This is a genomic window from Bacillus seohaeanensis (assembly GCF_042684945.1).
Classification (GTDB): domain Bacteria; phylum Bacillota; class Bacilli; order Bacillales; family Bacillaceae_B; genus Rossellomorea; species Rossellomorea seohaeanensis.
The window spans coordinates 172,326-194,704 of record NZ_JBHUMF010000015.1 but is presented as its reverse complement, the minus strand read 5'-3'; the positions used below and the strand labels follow the sequence as shown (position 1 = coordinate 194,704).

Sequence of the window (22,379 nt, the reverse complement as noted above, 5' to 3'; positions counted from 1 at the left end):
GTTTACGAGAGGGAGATGAATTTTATGGAACAAACAGCAAAAACACTTTCTTATGAATCAAAAAAACAAGACAAAGTGTATACGCTTGAACAAACTAATGGGTTAAAAATATTTAATATACCAATAGTATGGTTTCTTATCTTTTCTGCCATTACATTAGTAAGTTTATACACAGGAAATCTTCCAGGTGGAATGATTGGTAGTTTGTTAGTAATGATTGTGCTAGGAGAATTGTTTGGGTGGGTAGGTGATCGTACCCCCATTGTAAAAACATTTTTAGGTGGAGGAGCAATTATAGCTATTTTTGGTTCCGCTTTCATGGTATATGCAGGCCTACTTCCAGAAACGGTAACAACATCCATTACTGATTTTATGAAAACGGGTGGATTTTTAAATTTCTATATTGCCGCTCTAATTACAGGCAGTATTTTAGGAATGAATTCGAAAGTTTTAATTAAAGTTGGATTGCGGTATTTTCTACCAATTTTTGGGGCAGTAGCAGGCGCGATAGTAATTGCTGGACTATTCGGGTCGCTTGTCGGCTTTTCCCTACAAGAGGCAATATTAGTTATTACTATGCCTATCATGGGTGGTGGAATGGGGGCTGGAGCCGTTCCAATGAGTCAAATCTATTCCGAGTTACTTGGAAATGAGCCAAGCTACTATATTTCCATGCTCGTTCCCGCTTTGGCACTTGGGAATGTTTTTGCGATTATTCTAGCATCTATTCTTGATATTATCGGTAAAAAAATTCCTTCCTTAACGGGGAATGGACAATTAATGAAAGGATTTAAATATGAGAAAACAGAGCAAAAGTATGACATTGGGAAAATGGGAGCGGGTTTATTAGCAGCATTAACTTTCTTTACCGTTGGAACGCTACTTGGCTCCTTTATTCCGTTACATCCTTATGCAATTATGATTGTATTAGTTGCACTCGCAAAGATTACAAACATTATTCCTCCAACAGTTCTTGATGGCGCAAGCCAGTGGTATCAATTTGTAGCAAGCAATTGGACATTCGCGCTACTATTTGGAATCGGTGTGGCGTATACAGATTTAAATACAGTTATTGAAGCGTTAACTCTTCAGTATATTTTAACCGTATTTGGTGTAGTACTTGGTGCCGTTATCGGGGCAGCAATTCTTGGGAAACTAGTTGGTTTCTATCCAATTGAATCAGCTATTACGGCTGGACTATGTATGGCAAATATGGGTGGTACTGGCGACGTTGCTGTATTATCTGCATCGAAAAGAATGGAACTAATGCCTTTTGCACAGATTTCTTCACGTCTAGGCGGAGCTCTCATTCTATTATTGGCAGGACTGATTATACCGCTGTTGTAAAACAAAATAAGCAGAAGAGGGAAAGAGATTGATTGAACAATCTCTTTCCCTCTTCTAATTTAATGAAAAAGTAGCTCTAGCTAGTGCCATATATGGTCAAATATCAAAAAAAGAAAAAAGAAAAAAATCTAAGCATTTTTAATGTAAAAAGTGAGAAAACTATGATAATATAATGTTAATCGAATAGTTTAATCCTTCGGGGCAGGGTGAAAATCCCTACCGACGGTGATGAGCTTACAGGCTCTTAGTCCGTGACCCGTCATATCGTAATGTGATGGCTGATTTGGTGAAATTCCAAAACCGACAGTGAAAGTCTGGATGGGAGAAGGAGTGCAGCGTTTGTAAAATGTCATTTTCTACAAATGTTTATTAAGTCATGCCAATTCTCCCCAAGTATCTATGCTTGGGGTTTTATTTTTATAAAAAGGAGGTTCATTAGTGCAATCGGAACATTATATGAAGTTAGCTCTATCAATGGCAGAGTCGACTAGAGGCCAAACATCACCGAATCCTGCGGTTGGAGCAGTTGTCGTGAAAGATGGCGAGGTCGTTGGAATGGGGGCGCATTTAAAGCCTGGTGAGGGACATGCAGAAGTACATGCTTTAAACCAAGCAGGTGCTAAAGCAGAAGGTGCAGATATATATGTAACATTGGAACCTTGCTCTCACTTTGGAAAAACTCCACCTTGTTCGAACCTTATTATTGATAGAAAAATAAAAAGAGTTTTTATTGCTTGCACAGATCCTAACCCGCTTGTAGCTGGACAGGGAACTAAGCGGCTTAAGGAAGCTGGTATCGAGGTACATACTGGTATTTGTGAACAAGAAGCATTAGAAATAAATAAACACTTTTTTCATTTTATTCAACATAAAACCCCATACGTCACATTAAAAACAGCTAGCACACTAGATGGTAAAACAGCTACAGCAAATGGGGATAGTAAATGGATAACATCAGAATCTTCAAGGCAAAATGTCCACTATGATCGTCACCGGCATGACGCGATATTAGTAGGAGTCAACACTGTGATACGTGATAACCCGCATCTCACCACCCGATTGCCCCAAGGTGGAATAAATCCCATTCGAATTATATTAGATACACATTTAAAAACACCAATTGAGTCTAATGTTGTACAAGATAACGAAAGTAAAACAATTATTATTACAGGGAAAAATGTCAGTAAAGAAGAAATAGAACGTTATGAAAGTGCCTATTGTGAAATCGTTCCGTTAGGTAGTTCAAAACTGACTATAGAGGAAGTGTTAGAGGAACTAGGGAAACGTAGTATAACCTCACTTTATGTGGAAGGTGGGTCCTCCATACATTATTCCTTTTTAGAAGAAGCAGCTTTTCAGGAACTTGTCGTTTATCTAGCCCCTAAATTAGTTGGAGGTAAGGATGCGTTTACGAGCTTTGGAGGCAGAGGATTTTCGTCCATTGCAGAAGGACAAGAAGTAGAAATACTCTCCATCGAAAAGCTCGAAAATGATATAAAGATTATTGCAGTTCCTAAAAAATGCAATCAATAATTTCTTAGGCAGAAAGGGAGCACAATATGTTTACAGGGATTGTCGAAGAAATAGGCAAAATTGAAAGTATAAAACGTTCCGCTACATCCATGAGTTTGACCGTCAGTGCTCAAGGGATTTTAGAGGATGCTCATATAGGGGACAGTATTAGTGTAAATGGGGTTTGTTTAACCATTACTTCTTTTACTTCCCGTGCATTCACAATGGATGTGATGCCTGAAACGTTTATGTCAACGACTCTTAAGGAGTTGACAAACGGTTCACCTGTCAACCTTGAAAGAGCGATGAGTGCAAATGGTCGGTTTGGAGGCCACTTCGTTACAGGTCATGTTGATGGAGTGGGAATTATTAAAGATATAGGTGAAAAAGAGAATGCCCTTTATATCGGAATCGAGATACCTTCTGAGCTTCAACACCTTTTTATACATAAAGGATCTGTCACAGTGGACGGAACATCTCTTACAGTATTTGGTGTAGAGGATAATAAGATTACAATCTCGCTTATTCCACAAACAAGGCACGATACTATTTTAGGTAGCAAAAGAGTTGGAAGCAATGTCAATATAGAATGTGACGTAATGGCAAAATACTTTCACCGATTTTATGAATTGAAGAACAATCCACCTGAAAAGAAAAGCTCAATTACAACTGAAATGCTGTCCAAAAATGGATTTTTAGATTAAAAGAAAAGTGGAAGCGGCTCGTCCAGCCCCGACAAGCATAAGACGAGCATCCCGAAAAGGCGTTTTTTGCCTTTACGGGATGGTTGGCTTATGACCTCGAGGGGCTAGCCGCTGGAACTGGACAAAGAAAAGTGGAAGCGGCTCGTCCAGCCCCGACAAGCATAAGACGAGCATCCCAGAAAGGCGTTTTTTGCCTTTACGGGATGGTTGGCTTATGACCTCGAGGGGCTAGCCGCTGGAACTGGACAAAGAAAAGTGGAAGCGGCTCGTCCAGCCCCGACAAGCATAAGACGAGCTCCCAGAAAGGCGTTTTTGCCTTTATGGGATGGTTGGCTTATGACCTCGAGGGGCTAGCCGCTGGAACTAGACAAAAATTGTTCAACTCTAATATTAGGGAGGCTTTCCTATGTTTCATACTATTGAGGAAGCAATAGAAGATTTAAAAGCAGGTAAAGTAGTTATCGTTGTTGATGATGAAAATCGAGAGAACGAAGGAGATTTTATCGCTTTAGCAGAGAAGGCAACACCGGAAGTCATTAATTTTATGGCAAAAGAGGGAAGAGGCCTTATTTGTACACCGATTACAGAAGAAAAGGCTAACAAATTAGAATTTGTTCCGATGGCGAATGTGAATACAGATTCACACGGGACTGCCTTTACTGTCAGTGTTGACCATGTTTCAACTTCAACAGGGATTAGTGCGTTTGAGCGATCCACGACAATTCTTGAAATCTTAAAAGAGGAATCAAAACCAACAGATTTTAATCGACCAGGGCATATTTTCCCGCTTGTTGCTAAAAAGGGTGGAGTGCTAAAAAGAGCCGGTCATACCGAAGCGGCTGTTGATCTTGCACTATTATCCGGTTCGGAACCAGCTGGGGTTATTTGTGAAATAATGAATGAAGATGGATCAATGGCAAGAGTTCCAGAGTTAAGTGAAATTGCAGAAAAATGGGATTTAAAATTAATCACTATCCAAGATTTAATTGCGTACCGCCGAAATAAAGAAAAATTGATTACTCGGGAGGTAGAAATAGAGTTACCAACAGAATTTGGCGAATTTAAAGCAGTAGCCTACACAGAGAATTTAACCGGGAAAGAACATGTAGCACTCGTAAAAGGAACATGGAGCGAAGGAGAAGACGTCCTTGTTCGTGTCCATTCAGAGTGTCTGACAGGGGATGTTTTCGGATCAAATCGCTGTGATTGTGGACCGCAACTAGCAGCTGCACTTTCGCAAATTGAGGAAGAAGGTAGAGGGGTTCTCCTTTATATGAGACAAGAGGGTCGAGGAATCGGTCTTGTGAACAAGATGAAGGCATATAAACTACAAGAAGAAGGCTTTGATACGGTAGAAGCGAACCATAAGTTAGGTTTTGGTGCAGATCTTCGTGATTATGGAATTGGAGCACAAATTTTAAGGGATTTAAAAATAGAAAACATTCGGTTGTTAACAAATAACCCTCGGAAAATTGCCGGAATTAAAGGATATGGATTAGAGATAGTCGACAGAGTTCCGATCCAAATGCCAACGAAAAAAGAAAATGAAAAATATTTAAAAACAAAGCAAGCTAAACTAGGACATTTATTAAAACTTTAATACAATTAGGAGGAATTGAAAATGAAGAGAGTATATGAAGGAAATTTAGTTGGATCAGGTTTGAAAATAGCAATCGTAGTAGGACGTTTTAATGAATTTATTACGTCAAAATTATTAGGCGGTGCAGAAGATGCATTAAAACGCCATGGTGTTCATGAAGAAGATGTTAGTGTTGCGTGGGTACCAGGAGCATTTGAAATTCCAGTTGTTGCAAAAAAATTAGCAAGATCCAAAAAGTATGATGCTGTTATTACCCTAGGAACTGTAATAAAAGGTGCTACGGCACATTTTGATTATGTAAGTGGAGAAGTTGCAAAAGGGGTAGCTAATGTAGGATTACAGGAAGACGTTCCAGTAATATTTGGTGTATTAACAACAGATACAATCGAGCAAGCAATTGAACGAGCAGGAACAAAAGCGGGGAACAAAGGCTGGGATGCTGCGGTGTCAGCAATAGAAATGGCAAATTTACTTCGTGATATTGAAGGATAATAGCACAATTTCACGGGATTTATAAAAAGAGACGGATCTAAAGGGAAAAGTGACTGTTCCTTTAGATTTGTCTTTTTTTGTGCAAATTTACATGAATTCAACTGTTGAAAATCTACATATTTTCAACAGTTGAAGTTCAATTTAAAATCAACAGTTAAATAAACCACTATATTTAACCGTTGATCCGAGGTAATTATATATTGGCAAACCAAAATCTATTTGTTAAAATATAATTTTGTGGCTCCCCTTTTTGGATGGAGCGGGTAGGGAGAGGGCAGCATTTTTAGGAAGATAGTATGAAGCCATTTAAGGATCTTTTTCAATTAAAGGACCACCAAACGAGTGTAAAGCAGGAAATGATGGCAGGGACAATTGGGTATTTTACAATTGTCTATATTATCGCAGTAAATGCATTAATTTTATCAGAGGCAGGTATTCCATTTGAGGGGGCAGTAATCGCAACGATTCTCACGTCCTTCTTAGGTTGTGTCGTTATGGCTTTTTGGGCGAATGCACCAATTTTGCTTGTTCCCGGAATGGGAATCAACGCAATGTTTACGTATACATTAGTAAACTCAGGTGGGCTCTCGTGGCAAGAAGCTTTGGCCGTTGTATTTGTTTCCGGAGTGGTATTTATGGTTATTGCATTTACAAAGCTTACGCCGGTAATTTCCAAAGCTATTCCTCAAATATTAAAAGAAGCAATTACTGTTGGATTAGGTATGTTTCTAATGTTTATCGGTTTAGAAAAGGGCGGTTTAATCCAAAGAGGAGAAAATGCCATCATTACAATTGGTGATTTTAGTGAACTAAAAGTTCTGGCTACGATTATTACATTTCTCGTAACCATTTTTCTGTTCATACGCAATGTAAAAGGGCATTTTTTGTGGAGTATTGGATTCGGAACACTACTCGGTTTTCTTTTCGGTATAGAGCCTACGCTTAATTCTGGAAGCGGCTTTGGATGGCAAGAGTACGGAAGTGTATTTGGTCAGCTTTCGTTTGCGCCCATTATGAAGATACCGTTTTGGGTTGCCGTGTTTTCTGTCACGATGGTTCTCGTTTTTGAAAACATTGGTCTTGTACAAGGTCATGTAAACATGGCGGGGCACCCGCATAAATATAAGAAAGCATTTCAAGCTAATGCATTCTCTGCCTTAACATCTGGGTTGTTTGGCACAAGTCCTACTGTATCTACGGTAGAAAGTGCAGCAGCAATATCTGCTGGTGGACGAACAGGTCTTACTTCGTTAACAACAGGTGTCTTGTTCCTGGGATCACTTCTTTTTATTCCATACTTAAAATGGATTCCGGATCATTCCATCGCTCCAATTTTAATTATTATTGGGGGATTAATGATTCAAAATATCCGTCATATGGACTTAAGTGATATAACAGAAGCATTTCCGGCAATATTTATTATTGCAATGATTCCATTTACTTATAGCATTGCAGATGGAATTGCGATTGGTTTTATTATGTACCCTGTTTTAAAATTAGCAACAGGTAAAGCGAAGGAAGTTTCAGTTCCACTGTATATTATTGCTTGTTTATTTTTGATGAACTTTATTGTTCATTCTTTTCATTAATATATATAAATGTCCCATTAGCGATTGTTGCTAATGGGATATTTTTTTCTAGTTTTATGGAAAAAAGACAGAGTGTATATAGAAAGTGATAAACGCTATTGCATGGAACTTTTCGTGGACTTTCCACATATTTCTTGTTATTCTGATAATATACATAATATTAAGTAAAGTGAATTTATTACTATAAAAGTTAGAAATATCGAATAAACGGGGATGAAGCAGGAGTGAATAGCCATGGAAGTTTTTGTTGCAAGGCAGCCAATCTTTGATAGAAGTGAGCAAACGGTAGCATATGAATTACTTTATCGTAATAATGATATCAATTCTTTTCCAAATATTGATGGGGACCAAGCGACAGCGGACGTAATTATAAATAGTTTTTTAAACATTGGAATCGATTCTCTTTCGGCAGGTAAGCCCTGCTTTATAAATTTTACAGCCAATTTATTAAAATTAAAGGTTCCGACCTTCTTTAATCCTCGAGAGATAGTAGTAGAAATATTGGAAACAATTGAACCTAATGCGGAAATAGTGGGGATTTGCAAAGAACTAAGAAGACTTGGCTATAAATTAGCATTGGATGATTTTGTTCTTCAAGAAAATAATCCTTATTGTAATGAATTAATGAAGCTAGCGGATTATGTTAAAGTAGACTTCTTAGCAACAAATGGGGTAAAAAGAAATAAAATAGAAGTATTAGCTACTCTCTTAGGATTCAAGTTGTTAGCAGAAAAAGTAGAGACGCAAGAAGATTTTATGGAAGCGAAAGAAAAGGGATATCATTATTTTCAAGGATACTTTTTTAGCAAGCCAAAAATACTTTCAACACATGATGTACCAGCTTATTTTCATTCCCATTATTCTGTAATTCAAAGTTTGGAGATGAAAGAGCCAAGCATTGATCTCATTGCACAGTTAATAGAGCAAGATTTGTCGCTATCTTATAAACTGTTAAAACTAATTAATTCCCCAGCTTACAGACCAAAACATAAAATCAGTTCGATTAGGCAGGCTATTGTGTTATTAGGGCTCTTTGAGATTCAAAGGTGGATATACGTATTAGCGGTGAGAGAGCAGACCGGCAAGAAAGAGCAACTAGAAAATGAAGTGATAAAATTGTGTTTAACAAGAGCGAAAATGTGTGAACTAATCGCCTCACATAGTATTCCCAATGAGAGTAGATCAAGTTATTTTCTTACAGGATTATTTTCATTGATGGAAACGATATTAGGAGTTCCAATGGAAACAATATTAAAAGAACTTCCGTTATTGGATGATATTGGTGATGCTCTAAGAGGTATTCCAAACCGCATGAAAGAAGTTTTAGATTTGGTTATCGCAATAGAACAAGCGAATTGGAAAACTGTAGAAGAATTAACAAATAAGTTAGGTTTTACTCAAAAGGAAATAAGTCATTTCTATCAAAATGCTTGTCAGTGGTCTGAGCAATTGCTTATTCAAGAAGAGGAGTTTGCTGAATAGGAAAGTTAGAAAAATAAAGGGGCTGCTTTTCTACAAGCAGTCCTCTTTATTTTGTAAATTCATACAGATCGTCAACCATATTGCCAAATGGGCTTGGTTGTGGCAAGCTAGGGATATTAAGAATATAGATAACTAGGTAAAATTGCTGGAGGGGTTTCGCAATGAATTTGAAACTAACAAAATGTCACGGATCAGGTAATGACTTCTTATTAATTGATGAGTTAAAAGATACGTACAATTTCACGGAAGAAGATAGACAAAATTTAACAATATCGCTTTGTGATCGTCATGATGGTTTAGGTGCTGATGGCATTCTATTCGTCTTGAATAGTGAAACATGTGATGCAAAAATGCGCGTTTTTAATGCCGATGGATCTGAAGCATCGATGTGTGGAAATGGTTTGCGTTGTGTTGGCAGATATGTTTGTGAGCTTTTAAATAAAAAGAATATTGTTATTGAAACAATGAAAGCCAACTTAAACGTTTCGGAAGCCGCATCTATCTATGAAGGGCTTCCTACTTATAAAGTGGAAATTTCTCCAGTCCTTTTTGATCTTAAAGAACTGCCAATGAATTTAGATCGCTCAACATTAATTGATAAAAAGGTCCCGGAAATTTCAGACCGCCTTCATTTTACAGCGGTTGCGGTTCCAAATCCGCATCTTATTAGTATCGTAAAGGTTGAAAATATTGTGTCGAATGAGCAAAAATGTATTTCAGAATCTGTAAATGGTCCAAACAACCTTTTCCCAGATGGTGTCAATGTAAGTTTCGTTCATCCAATAGATGATGGAGCAATTTATGTTCGTACTTTTGAAAGAGGCGTTGGATTTACGAATGCTTGCGGTACAGCAATGTCTGCTTCAAGTCTTGTCTCCTGCCTACTTGATTTGAACTCTTTTAATAAAGAAATTGAAGTATACAATAATGGCGGTAAAGTGCGTGTTGTAGTGAACAAGTTAGGTGCGGATAAGTATAATATGGACTTAATCGGTAATGCCACCTATTTGTACGATGTAGAATTAGAACTAGCGATTAACGAACCTGAATCCTACAAAGTTCTATCAACTTCTGACTACACAGAACAAGAACAGTATGAACTACTAAAAGATCATGCTCAAAAAGTGGTGGAAAGAAAAGTGTTTTTAAGTGCATAGATAACGCACAAGAGGCTGGACAAATGTGTTCTAGGTGAATAAAAAATCCGAACTAATTCTTTCATTTGAATTAGTTCGGATTTTTTTAAAGTCTTCATAAAACGTGTTGTTCTTTTAAACTTGTTCTAGCTGTTGATTGGAGTGCAAGACGAAGACTCCTGCGGGAAAAGCGGAACAGGTGAGACCTCGCAAGAGCGCAGCGCATGTCTAGCTCCAGCGGCTAGCTCGCTGTGAAAAAGACAAAATCCCCAAAAGGCAAAGGACGCCTTTAGGGGATTTTCCTATTTTCTTCACGAGCTGATCAAGCCGCTTCCGCTTTTCCCGGAGGCTCACCGACCGCCCGCGGAAAGCGAAGTCTTGACACGGAAATCAACAGCGGTGTTTAACAGCGATTACTAAATAATTTAACCTGACATTGTTCGTCTTTAGGGTATAGTACTTTAGTTATGTCCCAGCCTCTTTTTTATTAGATAGTAGTGCTCCATTATGTATTGTGCTCTTTTTTGATTAGAATATTTCCAGAAGTTTTAGGGAATGAATTATATACCTTTTAACTCATGCTAGTAATAGGAAGTCAAATCTTCACTAGTACTAAAGATGAAAAAAGGGGGTAGAGCATATGCACACGCTTTGGAAAGGAAGTATAAGCTTTGGACTAGTAAACATTCCGATAAAATTACATGCTGCGACAGAGGACAGAGATATAAAGCTTCACAATTTGCACAGGGAGTGTCATACGCCAATTAAATACGAAAAAGTATGTCCTCATTGTGAGATTGAGGTAGAGCATGAGGAGATTGTAAAAGGGTATGAAGTAACAAAGGATAAGTTTGTTATCCTTGAAGATGAGGAGTTAAATGAATTAAAAGAGGTAAATGAAGAAAAGGCTGTTGAGATTTTAAATTTTATACAAATAGAAGAGATTGACCCTATCTTTTATAACCGTAGTTATTTTATTTCACCAAATGGCGGTGGGGAAAAAGCATACAGTTTACTTCGCAAAGCATTGCTTAATTCAGGGAAAATAGGGATTGCTAAAATTATTATACGCTCAAAAGAACAGCTTGCGGTAATAAGAGTGTATGAAAACACATTAATAATGGAAACAATTCATTTTCCTGATGAAGTACGGGGAACTCGTGATGTGCCGAATGTACCTAGAGAAGATGAAGTACCTAAAGAGGAATTGGATACAGCAATGCTCCTTATTGATCAACTTACTGCGAAATTTGAACCAGACAATTACTATGATGAATACCGTGAAAGACTTGAAGAACTGATTCAAGCAAAACAGACGGGAGAAGAAGTAGTGAATGCTAGGGAAAATGTACCGCAAGAAAATGTTACGGACCTTATGGCTGCATTGCAAGCCTCTATTGATTCCATAAAACCAAAAAAGCCAAAGAAAACGGCAACAAAAAAGAGGAAAACAACTGCCAAAACCAAAAAAGCCCAATAGATGTAGTAGTTCAAAAAGCGGAATGTGTCATAAATGGGAGATTAAAGAAAGGGAAGAAATAATGAAAGAGCAAAAATTTAAACATGGGATATTTTTATTTATATCCCTTGTTGTGTTTGTACTATTTATACTAGCATTTGTGAATATAGTAGATGAATTGCAGGAAGATGAAATAAAGCATTTTGATGATGCGGTCTTTACATTTATTCAATCACTCGTATCAGATCGGTTGACAGCGGTAATGAAAGTAATAACCTATCTTGGTGGTGTACAGTGGATAGTGTTATTTACACTGTTAGTCATCATTTTATTACTTTTATATAAAAAGTATTCATTAGCGCTTTTTCTTGCCCTAACTACCAGTGTTGGAGGTGGTTTTAACTGGGTTTTAAAATGGCTTTTTAAGCGGGAGCGTCCGGATATGGAAGCATTAATTGAACAGAGTGGTTATAGTTTCCCTAGTGGACATTCAATGGGTTCCTTCATTTTATACGGTTCGATTGCATTTATTTTATTTAGGGCTTTTGATTATCGGTATTTAAAATGGATTAGTGCTATTACTGGAGGACTTCTCGTTCTTTTTATTGGATTAAGCAGGGTCTACCTACATGTTCACTATGCAAGTGATATTATTGGTGGGTTTACAGCTGGAGGAGCGTGGTTAACTTTTTGCATTGCTTTTTATATTCATTTTTACAATAAAAGAAGGTGGAAAAAACATTCGTAATATTCTAATAGGGGCTTTTTAAATTATCTTCATTATGGTATACTCACAATGAAAATTACATATGCAATCTGCACTAGGGGTGTCGGAAAATGGCCGACTGAGAGAAAGACCCGATATGTCTTGAACCCTCATAACCTGATCTGGATAGTACCAGCGTAGGGAAGTGGCGTTTATCGGAAAATAAATTTTGGCGCAAACTTCTATCAGGTTTGCACCTTTTTATATATTCGCAAACCTGATAGTGGATTGAATGTTTTCCCCCTTAGTGTAGAAGCTTAAGGGGGATTTTTTTATTGAATAAAACTAAAAAGATGACAACGACTGCCCTTTTAGTAAGTGTTGGGGTGATTACAAGCCACCTTGTGTATATTCCGACCGGTTTCGCAAAGGTTTTCCCAATACAGCATTTTTTGAATGTATTATCTGTCGCTCTGCTTGGTCCTTATTATGCAGTTGTGCAAGCATTATTAACTTCGACGATTCGAAATCTGCTTGGAACGGGTTCTCTACTTGCATTTCCTGGAAGCATCATAGGTGCATTCCTTGCCGGTGTTTTGTATATGAAAACCAAAAAGCTTGTCGGTGCTGTGATAGGGGAAGTAATGGGAACAGGCATTATTGGAGCGATGGCGTGCTACCCGGTAGTCCGTTTGTTTCTTGGTCAAGATGCCGCTCTATTCGGTTTTATTCCGAGCTTTCTTGTTAGTTCTATCGTAGGTTCGATTTTAGGTTGGTTTTTATTGAAAGCATTTATAAAAACAAATTATTTAGGAGGGGTTTTATATGAGAACAGCTCTAACGATCGCAGGTTCTGATTCAGGAGGTGGTGCAGGAATTCAAGCGGATTTGAAAACATTTTCAGCTCTCGGAGTTTATGGAATGTCTGTTATAACGGCTGTTACTGCTCAAAATACACAAGAGGTGAGATCCGTCCAGTCAATAGACCCAGGAATCGTCGGAGCTCAAATCGATGTACTCTTTGAAGATATGCCAATACATGCTGTGAAAATAGGAATGCTCTCCAATCCAGATATCATCAAAGTTGTTGCAAACCGACTAGAATATTATCGTCCAAAAAATATTGTAATGGATCCAGTTATGATTTCAAAAGGAGGTCACTCCCTACTTGAAGAAAGGGCAATTTCTCTTTTGACAGAAAGGCTGCTGCCACTTGCAACTGTTTTAACTCCGAATATTCCTGAAGCTGAAACACTTACAGGAAATATAGTGGAAAGCCACGAAGATATGGAATTGCTATGTGAACAATTACAGGCTAGAGGCAGCGAGTCCGTTCTTCTGAAAGGTGGCCATTTCAACGGAAATCCAGATGATGTGTTCTACAATGGAAGGGAATTTACATGGTTAAAAGGCGAGAGAATAATAACGAAAAACACACACGGTACTGGTTGTACGTTGTCGTCAGCAATTGCCGCTAATTTAGCGAGAGAAGAAGAGTTGCTAGACTCTATCAAACTTGCAAAACAGTATATAACAGGTGCAATTAAAGAAAGCCTTGAAATTGGAAAAGGCCATGGCCCGACACATCATTTTCATTCATTATATAAGGATGCAGGAGTCACTATGGAGCGAAGGGAGAAAGAAGCCAAATGATGAAAGAGCGTGCGATGGATTTATTAAAAACTACCCGCGAAAAGAAATCGTTAATACACCATATTACGAATACCGTAACGATAAATGATTGTGCGAATGTAACGCTAGCAGCGGGCGCTTCGCCTGTAATGGCAAGTGCTCCGGAGGAATCGGGGAATATGACATTGCTTGCCGATGCACTTGTGTTAAATATCGGTACGTTAAACGAGAATATTTTCTCTGCAATGATTAAAGCTGGGAGGGCAGCGAACGACAAAGGGATACCTGTTATCCTTGATCCGGTAGGTGTAGGGGCTACTGCTTTTCGAACAGAAAAGGCAAAAAGCCTCCTTCAGCTCATAAACATTTCCATTGTAAGAGGTAATATTTCGGAGATTGCTTCCCTTTTAGATGTAAAAGCAAAAACAAAAGGAGTTGATGCAGGGACGGTTTCCATCTTCCCTAGTGAGCTAGCAAAACAGGCAGCAAAACAGTGGAAATCGATTGTCGTCATATCCGGAAAACAAGATGTTATTTCAGATGGTACTAGTGTTTTTCATGTTGAAAATGGCTCTTCATTGTTGCAATCTGTTACGGGAACAGGTTGTATGTCAGCATCACTCATCGGTTGTATGGCAGGGGCTGGTAATGACTTACTTCTCGCTGCCATTGTCGGGACATCGATGATGGGGATTGCTGGTGAAATCGCAGAAGGTACAGGTGAAAAAAAGGGACTTGGTACGTTTAAGGTTCATTTAATGGATGCTATCTCCTTATTAACCCCTGAAACTTGGAAAGAAAGGGCGAAAATCTATGAATCTTATTAATCAACTTTCGTTATATTTTGTAACAGATTCTTCGCTATCACTTCCACAACTGCTCCATGTTACAGAAGAAGCAGTAAAAGGTGGAGTTGGGGTTGTTCAATTACGTGAAAAACAACTAAATGGGTTGGGTTTTTATAAAAAAGCAAAGGCACTTAAGGAATTATTAAGCCCGTATAATATTCCATTGATTATCAATGATCGAGTCGATATCGCTCTTAGTGTGGAGGCAGACGGGATACATATAGGGCAAGAAGATATTCCATTAGATACAGTAAAAAGAATCGTACCCTCTACAATGATTATTGGAGTATCAGCTAAAACATTTGCAGAGGCTAAAAGAGCGGAAAAAGATGGTGCTGATTATATTGGAGTAGGTGCGATGTTTCCGACCAAAACGAAAGCAGATAGTGAAATTGCCTTGGAGCTTGAACTAATGAGGATTGCGAATGAAATCAAGATCCCGAAAGTAGCAATTGGCGGGATTAAGGAAGATAATATTAGTGAAATAAAAAAATACTACTTTGACGGTATTGCGGTAATATCGGCAATTTCAAAATCGAAAAATCCTTATCAACAGAGTAAAAGTCTTTTACGGATATTTAGAGAGAATTCAATGTAAGAACAAAAGTATCGAATGCATTGAGTCGGACATTAGACAATCTAAATAGAAAGTAATTTTATAGTAAAACAATGGAAAAGGGCAGCCACATCCGGCTGCCCTTTGTTAGATTAATAGAGATTAAATAAATAAGGTCCTATAGAGGTAATGAAAATTAGAATATACGCCCCCATAAAGTAGAAAGCTCCAGCAAATGTACCCCATTCAGGATTGCGTCCATATTTCCAAATAAGTCCTGAGATAACGGAGATTATTAGCAACCAAACCCAGCTACTTCCGGTGAATGAAAAATAATTAGGAGCAACGGAGTGAAAGTATTCACTTTGTGCACGACTGATAAACGTTATTGGCATTACTAAAAAGATAATGATTGATGCGTACTCAACCCAATTAATATCGTCTTTCTCAAATGCATTTGGTTTGAATATATATAAAAGTATTAATAAAAATAAGGAAGGTAGCACCCAATAAAAGGAAGTTAATACAGTTATCAGACTACTAAACAGCATTAAAACGGCATTGTTAATGCCTTCTTTCACTGACCGATCTGTCCATTCCTTACTAGCAGCAACGACATTTTTATCTTGGGAAGCACCGAATAATTCATAGCTATCACCATCATAGTCAAACCAGACTAGGCTATCACCGGCAACTCGTATTGGAGCAAAGCCAAAGTTTTTTGTTGTACTTATAGGTTTTGCGGTAATGTCTGTGCCTTTAGTGTATGGTGCAAGGTATAGGCTTATTGCATTTTTGGCGTCAATTCTGTGACTCTCTGCAGTAAACAAAATATTCTTTTTGCCGTCAATTTCCACAATTTTAGCTGATCTAGGAGCTTCTAATTTTGCATTAGATTCTTCATTTAAAAAGCTTACCTCTTGTGGTTTTATATTACTATCCTTATCGTCATTAAGGGAGACAGACAATTTGTTAATCTTATAAGCTATTGTTCCCTGCGTTCTTGATTGGTGGTTGTATAAAAGATGAAGAGTGTCATTTTGTTTAGAGAAAACTAGTCCCTCTACACGGTCATTTGGTGATTGACTAATAGTAAAAAATGGGTCCTTTAGAACACTCCCTGTTTCATCTAAATAGTATAAGGATGCATGCACATCATCTTTCATAACCGCAAAAATTGCACTGCCATCGTCTGCTATGTATACATTATGAATCTCACTTTCGAATTGGTGAATCTCCTTAGATGTTTGGTTTTCAAGATTAAGTGTATAAGCTTTTTCGTTTTTCCAATAAATAATATGAGAGTGATGAATAGCTATTCCAGTGACGTTATTATCAAGTACCGTATCTTTATTATTCTTTGTACTTACTAAGTTGCTATCTTTGATCATAATAGTTTGTGAACCGTCCGTCCAAAATGGATAGCCTCTTGTTACCTTTGTAGGAATATCTTTAACCTTTTCTATTGTTAATCCATCCTGAACACTAAAATGTTCTATTTTATTTTTATTAGAAATGAATAAATTTTTATCTTGAAGGAAAAAAAGCGGTTTTTCATCTGAAGCGTAATCAAGCGGTAGAGAGCGGCTCCAGTTTTCTTGTGGTGTCTTTTTCACTTCGAATAATTGATGTATAAATAGTGCTGAAATCCCAATGATCATGATGAAAATTGGGAGGACAAAAGCTTTTAATTTCTGTCTCATAAGGATCCTCCGAATTTAAATTATTTATCTAATTTTGAATTTTAACATAATTTCCGTATTTTTACATCAATATTTTTTAGATATAGAATGGACTAGGAAAAGTGGAGTTTCTATGGAATATAAATAGGAGGAGTCTCCTATTCGAAGCTTAACATTATTTGTAAAGGAGGAGTCGTATGTTTACACCTGAAAATATGATGACCTTTACATTATTCTCTTCTTCTCATTTTGGAGCACTGGCCGTATTTTTTGTTCTTTTCTTTATCTTGTTCCTAAATAAAGAACGGTTAAGAAGAGAAGGGAGATTCGAGAAAATAACGGGACATATGTTAGTAGTCGTCCTTCTCGTTTCTGAGGTTTCCTATCAAGTTTGGTCCATTTCTTACGGAGTATGGGATGCAAGGTCTTATATTCCACTGCACTTATGTTCTTTTAGTACTTTCTTAGGAATCTTCTTATTTTGGAAACGAAGTGAATGGATATTTTATTTTTATTTGTATATAGGATTTTTTCCACCAATTTTAGCTTTAGTAACACCTGACTTACTTTTTGAATTTCCTCATTATCGATACTTTAAATTTTTTCTTCACCATATGGCCATTCCGTTAATGGTCGTGTATTTATTTTACAGCCGCCGTTACACTCTGCAACTAAGGTCTGTTCTTTATGGGATCATCACGTTAAACGTGATGGCTGTTCCCATTTTTTTTATCAATCAATGGCTAGGTTCGAATTACTTTTTTCTTTCAGGTCCACCGGAGGCGAATACGGCACTTTCTTTGTTCGGAGAAGGCCTTCAATACTATCTAAATTTAGAATTAGCTGCTATCGCGATTTTCACTCTGACTTACTTCTTTTTTAGATATGCCGATATTACTACTAATAGAAGAAGGAAAAAAGCAAGGCTAGACACAGATAGTTAGCCTTGCTTTTTAATACAGGAGAGGAAGAAACGATGGGAGTCAAATTGAATGTATCCATTTCGTTTTATTTTCTCATGAAGCTTTAGGAGTGAATTTTCATACCTTTTTACTGAAAAATCCTCAATTTGCCAAGGAATTGCTTTTAAATAGTACACAAGTGCCCCAATATCATAGAAACGGCTATATGGAAATTCCTCATGACTTTTTCGTACTGTAAAATGGGCATCCTCTAACTGCTTTTTCGCATAGGATAGATTCCAATGAGCAAATTCAGTATCTTCTGACGCACCTAAAGCAAAGTTCAAGTCAATTAAATCTTTTCCGCCCACCTGCTGTGTGATAAATACGCCATTATTCTTTAAAATCCTGTATACCTCATTAGGTGAATAAGACTCGTGTCGGTTAATAATGAGGTCGAAACTTTCGTCTGCAAATGGAAGGTTTTCATCATCTGTTACTTCAAATACATCTATACCAAGTGGCTCAAGTCGCTGTTTTGCTATCGGCACATTCGGTTTGTATCCTTCTGTTGCTATTGTTTTAGAGGGAAGGGGAGACAATAGCGATAAATATTCTCCGCCGCCAGTACCCATATCAAGTAAAGCATTTGATGTAGAAAGATAAGATAGAATAATACTTGTATAACTCCAAGATAATGGCTCATTGTCCATTCTTCCAGTCTCTGAAATGTAGTTAAAATCCCAACCCGAGAAAGACTTCTCAGATTCTTTTAAAAGGTTTTGCACAAACGTTTCCATAGTATTTCCTCCATTTTCCTGAAAACCTTGTTGTATTTGATTGACCTGCTCCTTTTTTTGCTAGCAGATAATGGTAATTGCTGTTCATCAATATACTTCAAAAGAATGAATTATTTTGAAAAAAATGGTAACTAAACCGAACAAAGTATATCGAATATTTTTAATTTTAGCACAGAGTATAAAAAATTTACTAGTATTGTTGTAGAATATGTTGACAGATTATTTTGAAACGATTAAAATGATATTGAAAATCATTCTCATTAACAATAAATAGAGATTCCCCCTCTATCTTGGAGAATGATTCATGAAAAACCCTTTTGCCCTTAGGAAAAGACGATACCCAGCCAGTGTCGTCTTTTTCACTATATTTCTTTACGGAAAGGGATGCTTAAATGATTAATTGGATTCGTAGTTATGGTTTTTTATTGTTATTTATCTTTTTGCTAATTGTTATTTTTGCATACAGTACATAAAGTATTTGTCCATCTTACAATGAAAAATATGTATGAAAGTAGTTTCCTCACTAATATCTTTTCCTATGAAAAAGATGACACCCACTGTAACCACACGAAAAAATATTCCTACATGAAGAGAATAACTGCACTACTTCTTTCAAAAAATAAGATATGAAAGGAGAGATTACCATGACAAAAAGAAATAGAAAAACAAAAGCAGGCAAGCAAAGTGTTAAATCCTTAACAGATAGCGAGTTTTCTTCTGAACTAACGCAAGATAAAAATAAGAAAGTAGAAAAAACAAAACCTCGTACGTGAATGTATGAAACCCGGACATTTTTGGATGTTCGGGCATTTTTGAGTGGCTGTCATTTTATCCCGCATTAACGGACAGTAACCTCTTCATCATCAAAACCTTAAATGAATTGAAATAGTACTGGTCATAAAGGTTAACTGTCCGTAAATGACCGATTGGTGAGATACAGTGAAATTTACCGATGTGATAGCGAGGTTTAGTTGAACTAATTGGGTTCGTACTGTCGGTTAAGTTTAAGTAAGTATCCACTGTGAAGTGAAGCTTCGTGACAGTAGAACGGGGTTAATAATCAGTGGGAATAGAAAAAACCCCAATGATTGACGTTTCACTTTATTGCAATTCCTCATCACCTGTCGTAAGGTGTAAAAGAAAAGTGATTTGTGGAGGGGGAAAGCTTGATGAAAGAGAAAAAAGATTACCGCTTTCGGATAGCCCATCGAGAAGCATGGATAGGGGTTAGTTTGGCAGTGGTGAACTTTTTATGGTGGTATGGCTTTGCTTATGGGCTTGGAGGTAAGTCTGTTAGCGAGTATAAGTACATATGGGGTTTACCTGCATGGTTTTTTTACAGTTGTGTTGTCGGGTTCTTATTAATGGTACTTCTTGTCATCATCGTGGTGAAAACGATGTTAAAAGAAATCCCGTTTGATGAGGAAGAAGGTGATGTTAAATGAACTGGGCTGTTATTACGCCATTACTTGTTTTTCTAGTTCTTATTTTTATTATAGGATTTTACTCTGCTCGGCATATCCAGAAGTCTTCCTCATTTGTACAGGAGTATTTCCTGGGAAGTAGACAGCTTGGTGGATTTATTCTTGCGATGACCATGATCGCTACATACGGAAGTGCGAGTAGTTTTATTGGAGGACCAGGTGCAGCTTATACATATGGGCTATCATGGGTACTTCTTTCTATGTCGCAAGTAGCAACTGGCTATTTCGTTCTTCTTGTTCTCGGGAAGAAATTTGCGATTATGTCAAGACGATATAATGCGGTTACACTAATAGACTTCCTACAAGGAAGATATAAAAATAATTATGTAACAATGCTGGCTGCTATTAGTATTATTGTTTTCTTATTTTCAGCGATGATCGCGCAATGGGTCGGTGGTGCAAGATTAATAGAGTCATTGACGGGAATGAGTTACACAACTGCATTATTTATTTTTGCTGTTTCCGTTCTTGTGTATGTCATTATAGGGGGGTTCCGGGCTGTTGCGATTACTGATTCTATCCAAGGGGTAATTATGCTTGGAGGGACAATAATTCTGCTTATTGCTACGATTTATGCTGGGGGCGGAATGGAATCAATCATGACAGATTTAAAAGCGGAGAACCCTAATTTATTATCTCCGTATGGAGCAAATCAAGACTTAACCGCTACTTATGTTTCGTCGTTTTGGATATTGGTTGGTGTTGGTGTAGTTGGGCTTCCGCAAGTTGCAGTAAGGGCAATGAGCTATAAAAATGCGCGTTCGATGCACCGTGCGTTAATCATTGGCACAATTGTTGTCGGAGCAATCATGCTTGGTATGCACTTAATAGGTGTTTTGGCAAGAGTAGTTGTTCCAGGAGTGGAAATTGCCGATAAAGTGATGCCGACACTTGCATTAGAAGTGCTACCGCCATGGCTTGCAGGAATTGTACTCGCTGCACCTATGGCCGCAATTATGTCAACCGTTGATTCATTATTAATTTTAGTTGCTTCTGCCATCATAAAAGATATTTATATGAATTTTATTAATAAAAATGCAGAAGAGCGGCAAATTAAATCAATTAGTTTTACCGTAACCGCAATTACTGGAATTGCCGTATTTTTGTTTGCATTAAGCCCACCCGACTTAATTATTTGGCTAAACTTATTTTCATTCGGTGGATTGGAAGCAGTATTCATTTGGCCAATTGTTCTTGGATTGTATTGGAGTAAAGGGACTGGACAAGGAGCATTAGCTTCGATGCTTACTGGTATGATTTCTTATATTCTTTTCTACTCTTTTAAACCAGATTTTCTAGGGGTGCATACAGTTGTGTTTCCGATATTACTAGCGCTCATTGTTTATATCATTGGGTCTCTTGTAACGGCTTCTAAAGATAGAACTTTAGAAATGTGAGTGGCTAAAAACTGAAACTGGTGCTTATTAAAGAATTTTTTCGAATAGAGAAGGGATAGCTTTCCTAAGTAGAGAATAAATCATTTAGGTGATGAAAATGACAAAATTAACAGTTTATGAGGAGTTCAAAGCATTTTACAACAAGGCTTATTCGTTTTTAATGCAAAAGGAAGCAGAGAATAACCTAGCACTTGGTTTATTGAATCAAATAGCGGAATCAAACAAATATGAAAATCCATTGTTTATTCTTGTTGAGAACGGTTCCGAATTAGAAGGAGTTCTTCTTATGACTCCGCCTCATCATTTAATTGTTTCTTTTAGAGATGGATTTGAGGATTTTGTTGAAACTAGCAGGCAGTTGAAGGAAATTACAGAGCAGCGTTCTATTGAGATTCCAGGATTTATTGGAGAAAAGAATGCAGCTAAAAGATTTGCTGGAATTTGGACGAGTGGGGACAACAGCAGTCTCGTTGTTCATATGAGACAAAGGATTTATCGGCTTGCTGAAGTAAAGGACATACCAATAAGCAACGGTAAATTTGTGCAAGCGGAAGATAAGCACCAGGATTTAATAGCAAATTGGCTACTTGGTTTTATTGAGGATACTCCTGAGCGATCAATTCCCTTAGAAGATGCCAAAAAGCGGGCGAATGAAATGCTTAATGAGAATTCCATTTATCTTTGGGAAGTAGATGGAGAACCCGTCTCTATGGCAAGAAGTGCAAGAAGAACGGACAAGGGGATTACCGTCAATCTTGTTTATACACCAAAAGAGCACAGGAAAAAGGGATATGCATCATCTGTAGTTGCAGAGTTAAGTAGACTTCTCTTACAGGACTTCGACTTTTGTACACTGTATACCGACCTAGATAACCCAACTTCAAATAAAATTTATATGGATATCGGGTACAAACCAATCATTGATTCCATCATGATAAACGTCTAAGAACAAAAGCGGAAGCGGCTCGATCAGCTCGCGAAGAAAATAGGAAATTCGCCCAAAAGGCGTTTTTTGCCTTTAGGGGGAATTTATCTTTTTCACAGCGAGCTA

The 22,379-nt window shown here is 37.5% G+C and carries 21 protein-coding genes and 2 riboswitches; of the genes, 19 read left to right on the top strand and 2 right to left on the bottom strand.

The window, feature by feature from the left end; translation table 11 throughout:
- The first annotated feature begins 24 nt into the window (after positions 1–24).
- The 14 genes from ACFSUL_RS07025 (at position 25) to thiE (ending at position 15,105) form a co-directional block, all read left to right on the top strand.
- The gene (locus ACFSUL_RS07025) at positions 25–1,347 is read left to right on the top strand and encodes a 2-hydroxycarboxylate transporter family protein (protein ID WP_377933962.1); all 1,323 of its coding nucleotides are present in this window, start codon (positions 25–27) and stop codon (positions 1,345–1,347) included.
- Between the two features lie 188 nt (positions 1,348–1,535).
- Positions 1,536–1,681, top strand: a riboswitch (FMN riboswitch).
- Between the two features lie 104 nt (positions 1,682–1,785).
- Positions 1,786–2,880 (top strand): bifunctional diaminohydroxyphosphoribosylaminopyrimidine deaminase/5-amino-6-(5-phosphoribosylamino)uracil reductase RibD, encoded by a 1,095-nt coding sequence (ribD, locus tag ACFSUL_RS07020; protein ID WP_377933960.1) that lies wholly within the window; start codon positions 1,786–1,788, stop codon positions 2,878–2,880.
- A gap of 26 nt (positions 2,881–2,906) precedes the next feature.
- The gene (ribE, locus tag ACFSUL_RS07015) at positions 2,907–3,563 is read left to right on the top strand and encodes a riboflavin synthase (RefSeq protein WP_377933958.1); all 657 of its coding nucleotides are present in this window, start codon (positions 2,907–2,909) and stop codon (positions 3,561–3,563) included.
- Between the two features lie 406 nt (positions 3,564–3,969).
- Positions 3,970–5,163 (top strand): bifunctional 3,4-dihydroxy-2-butanone-4-phosphate synthase/GTP cyclohydrolase II, encoded by a 1,194-nt coding sequence (locus ACFSUL_RS07010; protein WP_377933956.1) that lies wholly within the window; start codon positions 3,970–3,972, stop codon positions 5,161–5,163.
- 21 nt (positions 5,164–5,184) lie between these two features.
- Positions 5,185–5,655, top strand: a complete 471-nt coding sequence (gene ribH / locus ACFSUL_RS07005; protein WP_071411660.1) for a 6,7-dimethyl-8-ribityllumazine synthase — start codon at positions 5,185–5,187, stop codon at positions 5,653–5,655.
- A 296-nt stretch (positions 5,656–5,951) separates the two neighbouring features.
- A complete protein-coding gene (locus ACFSUL_RS07000) occupies positions 5,952–7,244 on the top strand; it encodes an NCS2 family permease (protein ID WP_377933954.1) in 1,293 nt (430 codons plus the stop codon).
- 234 nt (positions 7,245–7,478) lie between these two features.
- Entirely contained in the window at positions 7,479–8,726 is a 1,248-nt protein-coding gene (locus ACFSUL_RS06995; protein ID WP_377933952.1) for an EAL and HDOD domain-containing protein, read from the top strand.
- 161 nt (positions 8,727–8,887) lie between these two features.
- On the top strand, positions 8,888–9,883 hold the full coding sequence (gene dapF, locus ACFSUL_RS06990; protein WP_377933949.1) for a diaminopimelate epimerase: 996 nt from the start codon (positions 8,888–8,890) through the stop codon (positions 9,881–9,883).
- A 619-nt stretch (positions 9,884–10,502) separates the two neighbouring features.
- On the top strand, positions 10,503–11,342 hold the full coding sequence (ku, locus tag ACFSUL_RS06985; RefSeq protein ID WP_377933947.1) for a non-homologous end joining protein Ku: 840 nt from the start codon (positions 10,503–10,505) through the stop codon (positions 11,340–11,342).
- A gap of 61 nt (positions 11,343–11,403) precedes the next feature.
- Positions 11,404–12,069 (top strand): phosphatase PAP2 family protein, encoded by a 666-nt coding sequence (locus ACFSUL_RS06980; protein ID WP_377933945.1) that lies wholly within the window; start codon positions 11,404–11,406, stop codon positions 12,067–12,069.
- A 65-nt stretch (positions 12,070–12,134) separates the two neighbouring features.
- A riboswitch (TPP riboswitch) is annotated at positions 12,135–12,248 on the top strand.
- Positions 12,249–12,362: 114 nt separating this feature from the next.
- Entirely contained in the window at positions 12,363–12,884 is a 522-nt protein-coding gene (gene thiW, locus ACFSUL_RS06975; RefSeq protein ID WP_377933943.1) for an energy coupling factor transporter S component ThiW, read from the top strand.
- Positions 12,853–13,680 carry a bifunctional hydroxymethylpyrimidine kinase/phosphomethylpyrimidine kinase gene (gene thiD, locus ACFSUL_RS06970; RefSeq protein WP_377933941.1) on the top strand — a complete coding sequence of 276 codons (828 nt, stop codon included), beginning with the start codon at positions 12,853–12,855 and terminating at the stop codon, positions 13,678–13,680. The genes thiW and thiD overlap by 32 nt, the downstream gene beginning before the upstream one ends.
- Positions 13,677–14,486 carry a hydroxyethylthiazole kinase gene (gene thiM, locus ACFSUL_RS06965; RefSeq protein WP_377933939.1) on the top strand — a complete coding sequence of 270 codons (810 nt, stop codon included), beginning with the start codon at positions 13,677–13,679 and terminating at the stop codon, positions 14,484–14,486. Before thiD ends, thiM begins: the two co-directional genes overlap by 4 nt.
- The gene (gene thiE / locus ACFSUL_RS06960) at positions 14,473–15,105 is read left to right on the top strand and encodes a thiamine phosphate synthase (RefSeq protein WP_377933937.1); all 633 of its coding nucleotides are present in this window, start codon (positions 14,473–14,475) and stop codon (positions 15,103–15,105) included. The genes thiM and thiE overlap by 14 nt, the downstream gene beginning before the upstream one ends.
- A gap of 110 nt (positions 15,106–15,215) precedes the next feature.
- Here the strand turns inward: thiE and ACFSUL_RS06955 are convergent, their stop codons facing one another.
- Positions 15,216–16,766 carry a hypothetical protein gene (locus tag ACFSUL_RS06955; RefSeq protein ID WP_377933935.1) on the bottom strand — a complete coding sequence of 517 codons (1,551 nt, stop codon included), beginning with the start codon at positions 16,764–16,766 and terminating at the stop codon, positions 15,216–15,218.
- Positions 16,767–16,942: 176 nt separating this feature from the next.
- Here ACFSUL_RS06955 and ACFSUL_RS06950 point away from each other — a divergent pair, with 176 nt between their 5' ends.
- Entirely contained in the window at positions 16,943–17,689 is a 747-nt protein-coding gene (locus ACFSUL_RS06950; protein ID WP_377933933.1) for a YwaF family protein, read from the top strand.
- On the opposite strand, the gene ACFSUL_RS06945 is transcribed toward ACFSUL_RS06950, so the two are convergent.
- The gene (locus ACFSUL_RS06945) at positions 17,686–18,447 is read right to left on the bottom strand and encodes a class I SAM-dependent methyltransferase (RefSeq protein ID WP_377933931.1); all 762 of its coding nucleotides are present in this window, start codon (positions 18,445–18,447) and stop codon (positions 17,686–17,688) included. The two genes, ACFSUL_RS06950 and ACFSUL_RS06945, sit on opposite strands and share 4 nt — an antisense overlap.
- Positions 18,448–19,091: 644 nt before the next feature.
- On the opposite strand from ACFSUL_RS06945, the gene ACFSUL_RS06940 reads away from it, so the two are divergent.
- From ACFSUL_RS06940 to ACFSUL_RS06925, 4 genes are all read left to right on the top strand, one after another.
- Positions 19,092–19,220 carry a hypothetical protein gene (locus tag ACFSUL_RS06940; RefSeq protein ID WP_377933929.1) on the top strand — a complete coding sequence of 43 codons (129 nt, stop codon included), beginning with the start codon at positions 19,092–19,094 and terminating at the stop codon, positions 19,218–19,220.
- Between the two features lie 396 nt (positions 19,221–19,616).
- Positions 19,617–19,892 carry a YhdT family protein gene (locus tag ACFSUL_RS06935; RefSeq protein ID WP_377933927.1) on the top strand — a complete coding sequence of 92 codons (276 nt, stop codon included), beginning with the start codon at positions 19,617–19,619 and terminating at the stop codon, positions 19,890–19,892.
- Positions 19,889–21,328 carry a sodium/pantothenate symporter gene (panF, locus tag ACFSUL_RS06930; RefSeq protein ID WP_377933925.1) on the top strand — a complete coding sequence of 480 codons (1,440 nt, stop codon included), beginning with the start codon at positions 19,889–19,891 and terminating at the stop codon, positions 21,326–21,328. The genes ACFSUL_RS06935 and panF overlap by 4 nt, the downstream gene beginning before the upstream one ends.
- Positions 21,329–21,425: 97 nt before the next feature.
- Positions 21,426–22,274, top strand: a complete 849-nt coding sequence (locus ACFSUL_RS06925; protein ID WP_377933923.1) for a GNAT family N-acetyltransferase — start codon at positions 21,426–21,428, stop codon at positions 22,272–22,274.
- Positions 22,275–22,379 lie beyond the last annotated feature (105 nt).

Bases quoted from the DNA above. Each gene is read 5' to 3' on its own strand.
- ACFSUL_RS07025 (WP_377933962.1), top strand. From the start codon at position 25: ATGGAACAAACAGCAAAAACACTTTCTTATGAATCAAAAAAACAAGAC.
- ribE (WP_377933958.1), top strand. From the start codon at position 2,907: ATGTTTACAGGGATTGTCGAAGAAATAGGCAAAATTGAAAGTATAAAA.
- ACFSUL_RS07010 (WP_377933956.1), top strand. From the start codon at position 3,970: ATGTTTCATACTATTGAGGAAGCAATAGAAGATTTAAAAGCAGGTAAA.
- ribH (WP_071411660.1), top strand. From the start codon at position 5,185: ATGAAGAGAGTATATGAAGGAAATTTAGTTGGATCAGGTTTGAAAATA.
- ACFSUL_RS07000 (WP_377933954.1), top strand. From the start codon at position 5,952: ATGAAGCCATTTAAGGATCTTTTTCAATTAAAGGACCACCAAACGAGT.
- ACFSUL_RS06995 (WP_377933952.1), top strand. From the start codon at position 7,479: ATGGAAGTTTTTGTTGCAAGGCAGCCAATCTTTGATAGAAGTGAGCAA.
- dapF (WP_377933949.1), top strand. From the start codon at position 8,888: ATGAATTTGAAACTAACAAAATGTCACGGATCAGGTAATGACTTCTTA.
- ku (WP_377933947.1), top strand. From the start codon at position 10,503: ATGCACACGCTTTGGAAAGGAAGTATAAGCTTTGGACTAGTAAACATT.
- ACFSUL_RS06980 (WP_377933945.1), top strand. From the start codon at position 11,404: ATGAAAGAGCAAAAATTTAAACATGGGATATTTTTATTTATATCCCTT.
- thiD (WP_377933941.1), top strand. From the start codon at position 12,853: ATGAGAACAGCTCTAACGATCGCAGGTTCTGATTCAGGAGGTGGTGCA.
- thiM (WP_377933939.1), top strand. From the start codon at position 13,677: ATGATGAAAGAGCGTGCGATGGATTTATTAAAAACTACCCGCGAAAAG.
- thiE (WP_377933937.1), top strand. From the start codon at position 14,473: ATGAATCTTATTAATCAACTTTCGTTATATTTTGTAACAGATTCTTCG.
- ACFSUL_RS06955 (WP_377933935.1), bottom strand. From the start codon at position 16,766: ATGAGACAGAAATTAAAAGCTTTTGTCCTCCCAATTTTCATCATGATC.
- ACFSUL_RS06950 (WP_377933933.1), top strand. From the start codon at position 16,943: ATGTTTACACCTGAAAATATGATGACCTTTACATTATTCTCTTCTTCT.
- ACFSUL_RS06945 (WP_377933931.1), bottom strand. From the start codon at position 18,447: ATGGAAACGTTTGTGCAAAACCTTTTAAAAGAATCTGAGAAGTCTTTC.
- ACFSUL_RS06940 (WP_377933929.1), top strand. From the start codon at position 19,092: ATGACAAAAAGAAATAGAAAAACAAAAGCAGGCAAGCAAAGTGTTAAA.
- ACFSUL_RS06935 (WP_377933927.1), top strand. From the start codon at position 19,617: ATGAAAGAGAAAAAAGATTACCGCTTTCGGATAGCCCATCGAGAAGCA.
- panF (WP_377933925.1), top strand. From the start codon at position 19,889: ATGAACTGGGCTGTTATTACGCCATTACTTGTTTTTCTAGTTCTTATT.
- ACFSUL_RS06925 (WP_377933923.1), top strand. From the start codon at position 21,426: ATGACAAAATTAACAGTTTATGAGGAGTTCAAAGCATTTTACAACAAG.